Here is a 14,155-nt window from a genome sequence, read left to right as displayed (position 1 = left end):
GACAGGGGTGTCACGCGATGCCCGGTCCTCCCCGCGCAGCGACACCTGCGGGTGCTGCTCCTGGACCTTCACCCGTTCGATGCCGGCAACCTCCGGTGTCTGCCCGGATGGCCGAGAAGCTATGTGCTGCTGAGCACCAGGACCGCGTTCTGCCCGCCGAAACCGAAGGCGCAGCTGACGGCCGTGTTGGTGGTGACCGGACGAGGCGCCCCGGTCACGATGTCCAGCATGTGCTCGCCGTCCTGCTGCTGGAAGTTCGCGATGGGCGGGACCGTTCCGTGGCGTAACGCGAGGACCGTGTACGCCGCCTGGATGGCGCCCGCCGCCCCCAGGGAGTGTCCGATCACCCCCTTGGACGCCGTGACTGGAGGCGTGGCGTCGCCGAAGACGCGCGCCAGGGCTGCGGCTTCCGCCCTGTCGCCAAGCCGGGTGGAAGTGCCGTGCGCCTGTACGTGTCCCACCTCGTGAGGGCTGCACCCCGCGTCCTTGAGGGCGGCCACGATGGCGCGGACGGCGCCGTCACCCCGTGGATGCGGGGCGACGGGATGATAGGCATCGGAACCCGCACCGTACCCGCGCAGCAGGGCCAGTACCTCGGCCTGCCGGGCGCGGGCGTCGGCGGCCCGTTCCAATACGAGGACGGCCGCGCCCTCACCGAGGACGAACCCGTCCCGAGCCACGTCGAACGGCCTGCTGACCAGCTCGGGTTCGTCGCGGCGCGGCGACAGCGCGCGCATCCGTGTGAAGCAGGTGGCCGTCATACGGGAACGGCCCGATTCACTGCCGCCCGCCAGCACAATGTCGCAGGTTCCCGACCGCAGCAGATCGCGTGCCACCCCGATCGCGGTCGCCCCCGACGCGCAGGCGCTCGCGGTGGTGAAGTTGGGGCCCTGGGCGCCGAGGTCCATGGCGACCTCACCGGCGGCCATGCTCGGCACGCTGCGCGGCAGCGCGAGCGGCGAGACGCGCACCGGCCGGTCCGCGCCGAGATGGCCGAACTCGGTGATGTATGTGCTCAGGCAGTTCGATCCGACGCCGAGCACGACCCCGACCCGTTCGCCGAGTCCGACGTCCGTGGGCAGACCGGCGTCGGTGACTGCCCGGCGGGCGGCGAGGAGAGCGAACTGGATGAACCGTCCCACCCGCCGGGCCAGCGGCGGGCCGAGCCCCGGCGCGGCGTCGAGGCCGGTCACCTGGCAGGAGAAGTCAACAGGTAGACCGGCGAGTTCGGGGTCCCGGGCGGCCAGCGACCGGCCCCGGCACAGAGCCGCCCAGTTCTCCTCAGGTGTGTGCCCAGCCGGGGTGACGAGCCCGAGTCCGGTGATGGCGACGTCAGCGGACATCGGCGAAGGCACGGGCGGCGTCGGCGAGAGTGGCGGACGGGGCCAGGTCCATAGCCTCTTCGGAGGGCACGATCCCAAATCGCTCCTCCGCCGCCACGACCAGTTCCATCAGGGCCAGGGAGTCCATGCCGAGACTCTCGAAGGTGAGGTCCGGCGTGAGGTGCCGGGCCTGTTCCTCGCCGCCCAACTGCTCGTTGACGAGGGCTGCAAGCTGCTCGGGAAGGGCGTTGGATGCGGCGTGGGTCATGTCTGGTTCCTCCTGCGAAAGTTTTCTACTGTGCGAGGTCCGCTGCACTCACCTCCGGTCTTCGTTCCGATGAACGACTCGTGGCCTCCAAGCGCTCGAACAGTTCCCGAGCTCGGGCCGCCCGTACAGTGAGCTGCTCCACATGCGCACCCAAGCGTTCCTGCGCCTGCTCGCCGACCGGGCCGAGGCCGGCTAGAGAGGTGACCCTCAGCGCCCGTACAAGGGGGGCCACCACATGATCGAGGTGGACGTCCAGGTTGTAGATGCCGGATGCCGCGATGCGCGCCGCGCGTCTCCGGAAGCCAGGGATCGTCGCACCGGGCATCTCGAAGTGTTCGAGGACATCGGCCAAGGCGGCGAGTGCTGCGCCGGGGTACAGGGCGAGCGCGTCGGCGAACAGGTCCCGGTAGAAGAGCATGTGCAGGTTCTCATCCGCCGCGATCCGCGCCATCAGCTGCTCCCCGGCCCGGTCCCCACAGGCTGCCCCGGCGTTCCGGTGGGCCTGCCGAGTCGCCAGTTCCTGGACGGTGACGTAGGCCAGCGCGTGCAGAGGCGTGGTCGCACCGGAGCGGTAACCGGTACCGACGTGCCGCATCCGTAGATTTTCAAGGGCGACGGGGTCCACGACGCGGCGGGCGTGGACGTAGGCGCGCAGGACCGAGGCGTGCCGGTCCTCCTCGGCCGTCCACCGGTGTACCCAGGTGCCCCAGGCACCGTCCCGTCCGAACCGGGTGGCGATCTCGAAGTGGTAGCTGGGCAGGTTGTCCTCGGTCAGCAGATTGACCACCAGCACGTCCCGTACGGCCTGGGGCAGTGCTGTCTGCTCCGGTGACCAGGCCGTGCCGTCCAGTGGGCCGTCGTAGTCGTGTGCCGCACTCCACGGCACGTACTGGTGCGGGAACCAGTCACGGGCGGCGGCCAGGTGCCGCTCGAGGAGTCGCTCCACCACCGGCTCCAACTCCCGCAGGACGCGCTCCGCCTCGGCAACAGCCTCGGTCATCCACCCGTGCCCTTCTTCCTATGCAGGGACATGCCTGTCCGCAGACTGCAAACGCATACGGCGCTCACCAGAAACGATCACTCACCCGTTTGGTGTACTGGCGCCAACACCCTCCGCGCGACGTGCCACTTTCGCGGGGCGGCGGCACCATCAGAGGCTGAGGGCTCATGGTCTTTCTCGGGCGATTGCCTCAAACGTCTCCGTCCTTTCGGCCGTCGGCGGCCTGCCTGGCCTGCGCCGCGCCCCATGCCGACTGGGATGAGCGATCCCGCCACCAGCTGATGACCTTGCGCTGTCCGTGTCGTTGAGAGGGGCCTGGGACGAGGCGGACTGGGCGGCACGAGCTCGACAGGGAAACTGGGCATCTAATACGGCCAGAAGCCTGCCGGGATTGTCGGTCCCCGGTGTTAGCGTCGCCACCATGGCAAACCGTTCATATCTCTACTCCGCGGACTCGGTGCCGAACGAGGCAGGGGTCCCCAAGCGGATCCGATGCATATCTGAGCACAACTGGGACATCCCGCTCGCGCACAAGCTCATGGTCGGGCGCCGGACGACGATCGTCCCGTCCATGATCTGGAACCCTCCGATCGGCATCGCCGCGGACTTTGCCGACGGGGCGGCCCTGCTCCGCGACCTCCTGCGCGCGGTCGGCAAGGGCCTGGCGGGCGACGCCGAGTTCGCCGAATGCGTTGCCAGGACCACGGCCCACCTGGAGAAGCAGCAGGCGAAGTACTTCGTTCTCGAGACCGGGGAGATCGTCTCGATGTCGGGCGACGAACCGGCAGCGAGCGTGCGACGTCTGGCGGCCCAAGACATCCCCCACGCCGTCGCCGAGGCCGAGGCGGCGATCGCCGGCCAGAACGATGACTGGCTGGCCTCGGTCCGATCCGACTGGCAGAGGCACTTCGCGTCCTTCTACAGCGAGGCGCTCTACTTCTCCTTCCCCGACTGACCGGGCCCGCGGTGCGTTACCGGGCGATCCCGGCCTGATCCGAAGGACATGACCCAACACCCCGGCCGCCCTGCCCGACCTCCGCGTATCCGTGCTGGAGTGCCGGGAGACGTGACCGGCGTGTGTATGCGCGACGTGGCCGGGGCCCTTCCCGCAGCGGTCGCTGCCGCCTGCATGCTGGAGTTGGCCCTGCGCGGCTGGGTTCGGGAAGTTGGACGATTCCCCGAGATTGCGCGTGCCGGAGGACCTGGACCTGTCCGGCTGGCAGGCAGTCTTGGGGGAGCTCGGTGTGGGGGCGGCGGCGAACACCCGGCTCGTGACGGTCGGGCAGGACTGCATCGGCTCCGATCGGGAGCGGCTCTCCTGGGCGGCGTGCGGAACGCCGCCCGAGCATGCCCGGGTACATCAGGGCGGGTCGCGAAGATCAGGTGCCGATCACCAGCAGATTGAACAGTGGCGGAAGGCGTAGCCGAAGCCTTCCTGGAGTGCGTACTGGACGGCGCGCAGGCCGCGTCGGGCGCCGGGCAGGCGGTTCACGGTCAGGTTGAAGGCGGGAGGCAGCGGCAGGTCGGGTTTGGGCAGTACCCAGGGCGGGGCGCTGGAAGAGCTGTACGGACGCCGCCCGGCCGGTGATGGCGGGGAGGACCTGCACGGCAGAGGCGCCGCTGCCGATCACGCTCACCCGCTTCCCGGCCAGGTCGACGCGCTCGTCCCAGCGGGCGGCGTGGAGCACTGGCCCATAGACCCCTCGAGGCCGGGCACTTCCAGCTGGCGGGGAATGTGCCAGGGGCCGGTGGCCATGACCAGGACCGCGGCGCTGCAGGGGCCCGTCGCTGGTCTCCAGCTGCCAGCGCCCAGCGGGCGGGTCCCAGCGTGCTGCGTGGACCGCCACGCCGTAGCGCAGGACATCGGCGAGTCCGTACGATTTCGCCGTGGCGGTGAGGTACGCGTGGATCTCCTGCTGTCCGGCGAACATGCGGCTCCAGGCCGTGTCCTTCGTGCAGGAGTAACTGTAGAGCGTGGAGGGCACGTCGCAGGCGCAGCCCGGGTAGTGTTCTCCCGCCACGTACCGCCCAGCTGCGAAGCCTTCTCCAGCACCAGCACATCGCCGAACCCCGCCCGGCGCAGCCGGATGGCGGCGCCGAGACCCGAAAACGCCGCCCCGACCACCACCACGCGCACATCCCGCCCGTCCCCGCCGGCCGGTGTCGGAATCACCACACGCCTACCGTCATGCCGGTCGGAGCCATGATCACCGCTCGTGAACACGCACCGCGGCCACCCAAAACTTTTCCACTGATGCCATGGCCCCCATGATCCCCGACCCGCTCCCGTCGGGGGTGCACGCGGGAGGCGAGAGGGCCGGGTGAAGACACGTCCCAGCCTGGGCATCTGACATCGTTGTGAGGCGACCTCGGGTTCCCTCGAACGGAGCGGGATCCGGTTGCCTGGCTCCCCACTCGTCGCCGCCCCCAAAGGTCCCGATCACCACAACCGGCCTGCGGAACCTGCCCGAGCACGGCCCTGCGGACCGGTGTTCCTGTGACCAGTACGACGAGGCCCGACCCGTGTACGCCGCCTCCGTCTCTGACGGTATCCAGCACCGGAGCGCGACCGATCACGGCAATCCGGTACCCGCCCGACAGTCGGGCGCAGAGGCCTTGTCGCGCTCAAAGCGTGGACAGCGGAGCGCCTTCCCGGACCGGCTCCGCGACGATGCGGAGTTGCCCATCCGGGCAGCGGTTCCCTCACTCTTCCGGATGCACGGCCCGCACCCGCGGGAGCCCCCGGCCAAGCACCCCCGGCCTTCGCGCCCCGGTGCCCTGGTCCGACTTCTGCTACGGCTGCAGCCCCGACCACCTGGCAGGTTTCTCTCCCCAGGTGGCTGCGGGCACGATCCACCACCCCGTCGCCGTACTCGGCGAGGTCACCGCCACCAGCACCACCGACAGCAACATCTCAGTCCGTATCGCGACACGCATCCCCACCAGGCTGACGGCCGGGAACGGCGGGGCACGGTCCCGCGGGGGCAGAATGCCGCAACACCTCCAGGACCTCCGAGGCGATGGCGCTCTCGTTCTGCTCGAACGCGGCGCCGGTCAGCTGGTTCGGCTCGGCGGGCAGCCCCGTGAGCACGGGCGTGTGCAGGTGGCCGCCGGGCAGGCGGGGGCTCAGTTCCGTCCGGAGCCGGTTGGAGCGGTAGGCGACCTCGTTGGAGAGGTAGCCGCCGCCTCCGCCCGCAACGGCGCGGGAGCCGGAGGTCGGCCCGTCGGCGCGGTCCACGGGGCTGTCTTGACCCGCGGGGATCTCACTGACCTCGGTGTTCAGCAGCACCGGGTAGGGGCTCTGGACGGCGGTCATGGCGTCGGTGGGGAGGGTGGTCCGCAGGAACTCCGCTCCCGGGCCGAGGCCCGGCGCCGTGACGGGGTGTGCGTACGTGCCCCCCGAGAGCGCGTCGGCGTTGTCCGGGTACGGGTCGGCCGAGCGGGCGCGTCCGGCCCAAGCCTCCAGTGTGAAGATTCCAGGGTAGCCCTGGCTGATGCTGGTGATCATGTCGGCGGCACGCGGACCCGCCGCGAGACGGGGACCGTACGCGCGCTCCACGATCCCGGCGTCGAAGTCGGCGTAGCGCACGGGGAGGACCACGGCCCGGATCTCCACGGGGGTGCCGTCGGCGAGCGTGAGGCGGCGTCCGTTGAGCTGGAGTACCGCTGAGCCGGAGGGATTGGCCCGGCGCAGTTCGGTGTCCAGGCCGAAGGGGTCGAATCCGCTGACGAACAGGCGCCGCACGCCTGGGGTGCCGCGGAATTCGTTGGTGGTCAGACCCCGCGACGCGTCCTCGAAACGGGTGCGCAGGGCAGAGCGGTCGACCGGGAACCCCGGCTTCCAGTCGGCCAGTTGGACAGTCATCCGCAGTCGGGTCCAGTACAGCGGGCGGTCGTCTCCGGCCGCCAGGTCCCCGCCGGGGCGGCGCCCTTGCGCCCGGTTCACGGCGGCCTGCCACAGCGCCTCACCCCAGGCGTCGAGGAGCCGGCCCGCCTCGGCGGCGTCGCGCGCGGAGCAGAGCGCGACCGGGAAGCGGCGTACGAACTCGCCGAACGCGGCACGCTCCGCGAATGCGGCGGTCCGCGGATCGGCGAGGCGCGCCTGCTCGGGGTCAGGGGCGGCGGAGGGGTTAGCCGAAGGCTCGGCGGCGGGACCGGTGGCGGGCGAGGCAGCCTCGGCTCCGCAGGGGGGTGGGGCGGCGGCGTGGGCGCCCGCGGGAGGCAGGACCGTGGTGACGCCGAGCAGGGCGGCGATGAGGGCCGCACGGCGGAAGGTCAGCATGCCATGTGACATTACGCAGAGGAGGAGAGGAGGGGCAGGTGATTTCGAGGCAAGCACGGAACACGACAAGTCAAAGCTCGGTACGGAGCTGCGCCCGGCCGGACGGGCACGGCCCCGCCCGGTCCTGGCCGACCTGGACGAGGACGGTGCTACCTGCCGGACTCGATCCGCAGGCCCAGGCCCCCCGGGTCTCCGCAGGAAGACGAAGGACGACAGGCGCCAAGGCGCGCCCGAGGGGACACATCTGCTGGACGGCGCCGCTCATTCGAACTCAGGCGTTCGGGCTTCCTTGGCGAGCGAACCTCGTGTGTGAGGTGACCGTCGATCGCACGGCCGGGGGGACGCGGTGTCACCGGCTCCGGAGGCAGGTGCTTGCCCGCAGTGAGGTGGAGAAGGCTTCGGCGGTTGATGCGGGGGCTGCGGGTCGCAGCCCCGAGCGACCGCGATCGCGGTCGCTGCCCTGCCTGCCACCACCGCGCACGCGGCCGAGGAACGCGCGGCCGTGCCGCAGGTGTTGCCGATCGGGGACGCGGTCTCCGCGCTCCCGCTCGCGGTCGAGGACCGGACCGGCAACCGACTGGACCGCATACCTTGGAGCCCGCACAACCGAACCGTGACGAGGTCGATTGGGCTACAGATCGTACTGCGACGAGCTTGTGCTCGCACAGTTGCTGGTGCTGAAGTCGTACCAGTGCATGGGGGGTTTCCCTAAGCTGGACGAGATTCCGCACACGGTGGTCGATTTCGCGCGCCGCGCGATGAACCCGCCGGAGGGCACCGTACTACCTGGTCACCCTGTCACTTCCGCGGCAACGCCCTGCTGCTGCCGGGTCCGCATGCCCCAGCGGGCAAGAGAGGGGCCAGCAGCGCCCAGTGCCGCGAAGAACAACGCCAGCAGCAGCCAGCCCGTCGTGCCGAGGCCGAGCACCACGGTGGTGAGAATCGCGGGGGCAAGAGCCTGGCCCGCGTTGAAGCCGAGGCCGAGGACACCTTGGTACTGGCCCTGGGCATGGTCGGGGGCCAGACCGAAGCCCAGGGCGAAGCCCGCCGAGGACTCCCATACCTCTCCCAGGCTGTGGACGAAGATCGCGGCCAGGACCAGTCCCGCTGCGGCCCAGACCGGGGTGTACGCCGCGAACGCAATCATTGGGCAGCTGACGAGGAAGAGCAGCCCCGCGGTGCGAAACGCCCGGCCGCCGTCGTGCATGGTCTCGATACGCGAGCCGATCCTGGTCTGCATCAGCACACAGAAGAGGGAGTTGACGGCGAACAGCGCGGCCACCGTCCAGCGCGGCGCTTCGGTGTGTGCGGAGATCCAGATCGGCAGGAGCAGCGAGACCACCGGGTACTGCAGTCCCATGGCCCCGTAGAGGGCGGTGAACGCCAGGAAGGGACGATCCGTGAAGGCGAGCCAGCGCCGCTGCTGCGGCGGCGCTGGCAGTACCGGATAGCGGGGCAGCAGGAGCAGCAGCACCGCGCACAAGGCGAAGCTCGCCGCGTTGCCGAGGATCAGCGTGACATAGGCGCCGCGGGTGTCCGCGGCCAGCGCCAGTCCCGCACCCACCGTTCCCAGGACGACGCCCAGGTTGACGAAGGTGCGCAGCTTGGCACGGAACAGGGCCGGGCGATCGCCCCCGACCCGGACCACCAGAGCGCCCCAGGCCGCTCCACCCGCCGCCGCGGCGATCTGGTCGACCGTCGCGATGATCGTGAGTGCGGCCCAGCTCTCGACGAGGACGAGGGCCGCCATCGACATCGCCTGGACCGTAAGGGCCAGCATCATGATCGTGCGCGCCCCGCGCCGGTCGGCGAGATGCCCTCCGGGTATCCCCGCGCACAGGCCGATCACTCCGGCGATGGTGAGCGCGGCGCCGACCTGCACCGCGGGCAGGCCTACGACCAAGGTGAAATAGAGCGCCGACGCCGCGTTGAACAGACCGTTGCCGACCCGGTTGGTGAAACTGGCGGCGATCAGCACGCGCTCCGGCGTGCTGTCCCCTGCCATGCGGCGTATTCGGCCTGCCAGGCCACCCTTGATCATGGACGGCAGGCTAGCAGCGGTTACAACCCCGCCCCAGTTGCACCAAGATCCCGTGCCCTCCTTGCGACACGGGCTCCGCCGTAACGCGGCGATGGGAGCCATCAGGCGCAGCGGGGCTCTCTCAGCTCGTTCCGCGAGCCCGTCGAATGGAATACAGCACGGTATGAATGACGCTCCCCACCAGCAGGGTCCTCGAACTGATTGCGGCGTGACGTGAGGTCTCCGCGAACGACCTCGGCCAGGAGGCCAGCCTGGTTGCGGTGACGGCCCGTTCAAAACGCCAGAATGCCGATCAGGATCCGGCGGAATGGCTGCCGCCGTCCGCGGTCGCCGCTGTGCCGGTACGGCGCCGAGCGGACCGCGACCTAGCTCCGCTGGGGCCTCGCGGTCGACGAGCCGGAGCGCGACCGCCTGCTGGAGATCGCGGCCGGCTGCGGCGGCACTGACGTGGAGTTCACCCCGGCACCGTAAAGCTGCCCGGGCCGGGCTCGGGGTGGGGGAGTTCGGCGCATCGGTGAACCGGCTGAACGCACCCGGCACGGTGCCGTTGGCGGTGCTCGGCGGGGTGCGGGTGATCGACCGGTTCCGGTCGGGGGCGGGCGGGCCGCGGGGGACGCGGGCCTGGCCCGCCCGCCTGCGCGGCACCGCAACCACGGGCCCGTCGGGGGTGGTCCGGTACGCGGTCGCGTACGCCCCGCTGGGGGGAGGAGAGAGATGTCGGGGTGGCCGAGGACGGCGTCGTGCAGTAGCCCGGCGAGCTGCTCTCCACGGAAAGGGAGCCAGAACCTGAGAAATGACGTCGCTGTTGGTCTTCGACGCGTCGCCTGCATCCGGAGTCCCACCATGGCTGGCCGTCTCGTCCCGGCCCGGGAGGAGGCAGGCACTGATCGCGTCCCCGCCCCGGTCGAGCTGGCTGGCGCCGTGACCGCAGGAGTCAGGAGGCCAATAGCGCTTGGGCGATGGCTTTCTGCTCGGGCTGGAGTGTGACCGCGCCGTCCTCGATGTCCCAGAGGCAGTTCTGCAGGACGCGGCCGAGTGTCCATCCGGTGGCCCGCTCCCGGTCCAGACCGACGACTTCTGTCATGAGGTGGAAGCGATGCCGTATGGCCCCGGGCACGTTGGCGGTGCCGGTGATGTCGTCCCACCGGTTTCGCAAGGCGGGCAGCAGTTCGAAGCCGGGGTCGCCAGCAAGGGGTTTGGGGTCGATGGCGAGCCAGGGAGCCCGTCCCGAGACCTGCAAGGACGGAAGAGGGGCGAGAACGTTGTCGTAGTGCAGATCCCAGTGCAGCAGCCGGTCGCCGGGCTCGTCGAGTAGTTCCCTCATCGCAGCCGCGCACGTAGCCAGCAGTCGTCGCTCAGAGGGGTCCGCAAGAGAGCGGGAGTATGTGGGGACCCGGTCGAGCATGGCTCGGGCGATGTCGGACAGGAGCCGCAAGCCGGCGGGGGCCGGAACGGCGGCCAGTTGCTTCAGCAGCTCCGAAAGGTGCTGGAGAGCCGCAGTGCCGTCGGGCACCGTCGCGAGGGATCGGGCGGCATCGAGACGTTCCAGAAGCATGGCCCCGGAGTCGGGGTCGGTGTTCAGTAGTCCGACCGCGTGGCGGGCGCCCCAGACGCGCAGGGCGAGCGGCTCGGCTCGCGTTTCCTCGTCAACGGGCTGGAGCTTGAGTACCGCGGGCGAGCTGTCTGCCTGGAGTACCGGCAGTACGAGTGCGACAGCCCCGTGCACGGGCGGCCCATCCAGTCGCAGACTCCAGCGGTCCAAGAACTCCTCGGCTAGGGTCGGCAGGGCAGCGGTCCATGCCCGCCAGGCATCACTGTTCTGCGAGACGGCCAGGGCCGCTGGAACTTCGATCTGGGACTGAGACCGGCTGGAGGCCACGACGCTCCCGAATAACAACGGTGCTGGGGTGCCGGCGTGCCTGACCGTCTTCGTCATCGAGTCCTTCGGGCCGCCGTCATACGATCGTACGGCGTCCTCCGTTGATGGGCGTCGTGGGAGTTGTAGTGGACGGCATCAGTCGTCTGCACTGGGTGTGTGAGGCGTTTGTGCTGGTGATGGGGTTGGCGGAGTTGTGGGAGCTGTCGTTCTGTTCGTGAAGGCCGCTGTCGTTTCCCGGTGAAGGTTTGTCGTTGTGCGTGTAGCCGCGGGGCGTGGGGGAGGAGGGCGCTGTGGTGGGGTCTTCTTGAGGTGGGTACAGCAAGTCGGCTGTCCTCCGGGCGCCGTGCGGTCGCCGTGCACGGCGGAGGCGCCCGCTGGGCGATCGGGGGTTCCTTCGCCATGCTGCTCGTTGGCGTTGTCGTGATTCTCCCCGTTCGACGATGGCTTCCAGGGCCGCGATCTGCTGGTCAATCCGGTAGGCGCGGAACGGGTCGGATGGCCCGAGCCGGTCGAGGCGGCGGACGGCTTCGACGATCCGGGTGGGGGTGGGCATCGTCGCCCATGACGAGACCGGTTGCTCGGCGAGGTCCGTGCTGTGGAGCGTTTCGTCTGTGTCGATGCGGGTCACCGTGCCCCAGTGCTCGGCCGTGATGGGCTGGTGGGTGAGGTACCAGGCTGCCGGGTCGCCGCCGGCCTGCTCCACGGCGGTGCGGTTGTCGCACAGCTCGCGCCACAGCGGCCGGTAGAGGATGGACGGGACCGGGGCGACGGATATCCGGACGAGGGTTCGGTCCGGGTCGCGTGGGCCGCTGTCGTGTCCGTGGCTGTCCGTGAGCCACACACGGCTGGCCTGCCCGTCCAGGTGGCGTGCCGCCTGGGACGTGGTGTCGATGCAGCCGGACGTGCGGATCTCCTCCCAGGACTCGGCGCTGGAGTAGTGGACGGGGCTCCGTCAGCGGCAGTCGAGGGCGGTGCGCAGAGCGGCGAGGTTGTCGCGCATGAGACTGAGGTAGTCCTCGCCGCTGCCCGGCACAAGACCTTCCACCGGGTCGAGGACCGCCGTCTTGAGGCCGAGGTCCGTCGCCAGGGTCTCGGCCATCTTCGGGGTGGCGAGGGTTTCGAAGAAGACCGTGGTGATCTCCTTGTCCTTGATGGCCTGCTGGATCTGCCGGATGCGGGAGGGGGATGGCTCGGCCTGCGGGCTGACACCACTGATCGCGATCTGGTTGAGCTCGTACCTCGAGGCGAGATAGCCGAAGGCCGCGTGCGAGGTGACGACATCCTTGCGCGCGCAGGAAGCCAGCCCGGCCCGGAACTCTTCGTCCAGTGTGGTGAGTTGCTCGCAGAGGCGCCGGGCACGTTCGCGGTGCTCTTCGGCGTGCTCGGGCTGGGCCCTGGCCAGTTCCTCGCCTATGGCCTCGGCGACCTTGGCGACCCGGAGCGGGTCCAGCCAGAAGTGCGGGTCGGGGACCTTGCCGTAGTCCTTGCTGTCGGTATGCCGCAGGCCTGCCACGGCTCCGGCTTCCAGAGTTCGCTTCGGTTCGGTGGTCGCCACCGCCTTGTCCACGACGGGGGCCATCGTCTCGGCGTAGACGACCAAGTCGGCCGAGCCGAGCATGCTCGTCTGCTGCGGAGACAGGTCGAGGTCGTGGGCCTCGACGCCCGGTGAGGTCAGGTCGGTGACCCGAACGGCGTCCCCGCCGACCCGCTCGGTGATGAACGTCAACGGGTAGAAACCGGTGACCACATTCAGCCTGGGGGACTGGGCGCTGCCGCCTGCGCCGCAGGCGGTCAGCGAAGTCGCCGACGCGAGCACGGCCAACAGGGCTCCGAGCACGTATCTCATCCGGGTCCTCTTCATGATCCGTTCCTCCGTTCCCCTCAGCCTTCGTCGAGTTCGCTGTCCAGACCGCCTACCACGATGCTGCCGGGGGTGAAGTCGAGGGTCATGGTGCGCTTCTTGGCGAGGGGACCGCTCTCTCCGAGGTCCACTTCCACCAACTGATTGCTCCCCGGGTCGGTGACGTAGGCGCGGTTCTCACCGATCGCGATCGCGGGCTTGGCCGCCTTCTTGCCCTGGGACCGGGGCTGCTTGTCGAGGACGTTCAGGCTGGGCAACTCCTTGGGATTCCTCGGGTCGAGGGTGTGCACCTGGCCGTCGTCGGTGACGATCACCCCGCGGTTCCAGAACGGGTCCCACGCCATGGCCGACAGGCTGGCCGGCAACTTCACCTCCGTGGTGCCACCGGCGGCGGGGTCGATCACCAGCAGTGCCCGCTTCCCCCAGTCGCCGATGACCGCCGAGCCGTCCTCGGCGCCGATGAAGGTCCCGACCCGCTGCGCCTCGTCGTCCTTCGCCGGGTACGGCAGCTTGGTGTCCTTCCAGACGCCGCTCTCCCGCGACAGTTTGACCAGCCCGTCCGAGCAGCCGAACAATGCGGCGTCCTTGCCGAGCGGGATCTCGCCGTGCAGCTTCGGGCACCCGGTGAACGTCTGCTTCCTGGCGCCGTCGGAGCCCAGTACCTGGAGGCCGCCCGGCAGGCTCTGGGTCGTGTCCTCGTCGGCAAAGGTGAGCAGGGTGTCCTCGCCCATGGGGACGGCCACGCCGTGGTGGGGTGCGCCCGACGCGAGGGTGCGCTCCACCACGAGCGCCTTGCCGGCGGCCTTCTTGCCGACGGGGATCAGGTCCACCTCACCCGTGCCGTCGTAGAACACGGCCAGTGTGCCGTCCTTGGCGACCGCATGGGACGGCTTCTTGCCCTCGCCCTTGCCTTCCAGCACGCGCGGGGCCTCGTGGGCCGTGTCGTCGTGGTCGCCGTGCGATATCCAGCGCACGCCGTTGTCGATCAGCTGGACCGTGCCGGCCTCGCCCTGCGTGGCCACCAGCAGTGGATCGCCGCCCGCGGAGGCGAGCTTGGCCTTGCCCGCCAGGTCGAAGGCGCCGACCTGCTTGCCGCTGTTGATGTCGACAACGACCGTCTTGCCGGAGTCGGCGTCCGCGATCGTCGCGCGCGGGCGTGACTGACCGCAGCCCGACTTCGACTCCGCGGGCCAGCCGGCGGCAGCCGGCGCAGCGGGGGTGGGGGAAGCAGCCGCGTCGCCGGTTGCGGTACTGCTGCCGCCGGCGCACGCAGTGCAGACGATGGCGGTGCAAACGGCGGTGGCCGCGAGAAGTCGGGTGCGCATGGTGAAACCGTCCGGAGTAGTCAGAAATGAAAATCATTGCCAACAGTACGGGACTCCGAGGCGTTCGGCCCCGTGTCGGGACGTCGGGAGACCCTCGGGCAGGTCGAACCGCAGTCTGCTGCGCGGAAGATGAGCAGGGTGAAATCGTCTCGGTGCGCCTCCCTTGATGGGGGGCGG

10 protein-coding genes are annotated in these 14,155 nt (G+C 70.0%); 1 reads left to right on the top strand and 9 read right to left on the bottom strand.

The window, feature by feature from the left end; genetic code table 11:
- Positions 1 to 119 precede the first annotated feature (119 nt).
- Genes ABZY44_RS11690 through ABZY44_RS11680 form a run of 3 tightly spaced genes read right to left on the bottom strand, consistent with a single transcriptional unit; the run spans position 120 to position 2,590 of the window.
- Positions 120 to 1,343: a beta-ketoacyl-[acyl-carrier-protein] synthase family protein gene (locus tag ABZY44_RS11690; RefSeq protein WP_356652464.1), complete on the bottom strand. Its 1,224-nt coding sequence runs from the start codon at positions 1,341 to 1,343 to the stop codon at positions 120 to 122.
- On the bottom strand, positions 1,333 to 1,590 hold the full coding sequence (locus ABZY44_RS11685; RefSeq protein ID WP_356652462.1) for a phosphopantetheine-binding protein: 258 nt from the start codon (positions 1,588 to 1,590) through the stop codon (positions 1,333 to 1,335). The genes ABZY44_RS11690 and ABZY44_RS11685 overlap by 11 nt, the downstream gene beginning before the upstream one ends.
- A gap of 25 nt (positions 1,591 to 1,615) precedes the next feature.
- Positions 1,616 to 2,590, bottom strand: coding sequence for an acyl-ACP desaturase (locus ABZY44_RS11680; protein WP_356652460.1), 975 nt, complete (start codon positions 2,588 to 2,590; stop codon positions 1,616 to 1,618).
- 421 nt (positions 2,591 to 3,011) lie between these two features.
- On the opposite strand from ABZY44_RS11680, the gene ABZY44_RS11675 reads away from it, so the two are divergent.
- Complete coding sequence (locus ABZY44_RS11675; RefSeq protein ID WP_356652458.1) at positions 3,012 to 3,545, top strand: hypothetical protein; 534 nt, start codon at positions 3,012 to 3,014, stop codon at positions 3,543 to 3,545.
- Positions 3,546 to 4,223: 678 nt separating this feature from the next.
- Here the strand turns inward: ABZY44_RS11675 and ABZY44_RS11670 are convergent.
- The 6 genes from ABZY44_RS11670 to ABZY44_RS11645 form a co-directional block, all read right to left on the bottom strand.
- Positions 4,224 to 4,937 carry an NAD(P)-binding protein gene (locus ABZY44_RS11670; protein WP_356652456.1) on the bottom strand — a complete coding sequence of 238 codons (714 nt, stop codon included), beginning with the start codon at positions 4,935 to 4,937 and terminating at the stop codon, positions 4,224 to 4,226.
- A gap of 567 nt (positions 4,938 to 5,504) precedes the next feature.
- Entirely contained in the window at positions 5,505 to 6,872 is a 1,368-nt protein-coding gene (locus ABZY44_RS11665; RefSeq protein ID WP_356652454.1) for a pyroglutamyl peptidase, read from the bottom strand.
- A 790-nt stretch (positions 6,873 to 7,662) separates the two neighbouring features.
- Complete coding sequence (locus tag ABZY44_RS11660) at positions 7,663 to 8,913, bottom strand: MFS transporter (RefSeq protein WP_356652452.1); 1,251 nt, start codon at positions 8,911 to 8,913, stop codon at positions 7,663 to 7,665.
- Between the two features lie 934 nt (positions 8,914 to 9,847).
- Positions 9,848 to 10,792: an aminoglycoside phosphotransferase family protein gene (locus ABZY44_RS11655; protein ID WP_356652548.1), complete on the bottom strand. Its 945-nt coding sequence runs from the start codon at positions 10,790 to 10,792 to the stop codon at positions 9,848 to 9,850.
- A 952-nt stretch (positions 10,793 to 11,744) separates the two neighbouring features.
- On the bottom strand, positions 11,745 to 12,653 hold the full coding sequence (locus ABZY44_RS11650) for a metal ABC transporter substrate-binding protein (RefSeq protein ID WP_356652450.1): 909 nt from the start codon (positions 12,651 to 12,653) through the stop codon (positions 11,745 to 11,747).
- Between the two features lie 20 nt (positions 12,654 to 12,673).
- Positions 12,674 to 13,978, bottom strand: coding sequence for a hypothetical protein (locus tag ABZY44_RS11645; RefSeq protein WP_356652448.1), 1,305 nt, complete (start codon positions 13,976 to 13,978; stop codon positions 12,674 to 12,676).
- Between the last annotated feature and the right edge of the window lie 177 nt (positions 13,979 to 14,155).

The organism is Streptomyces sp. NPDC006544 (assembly GCF_040611715.1).
Classification (GTDB): domain Bacteria; phylum Actinomycetota; class Actinomycetes; order Streptomycetales; family Streptomycetaceae; genus Streptomyces.
Note: the sequence above shows the minus strand (reverse complement) of the source record. Positions and strands in the feature narration are given on the sequence as shown.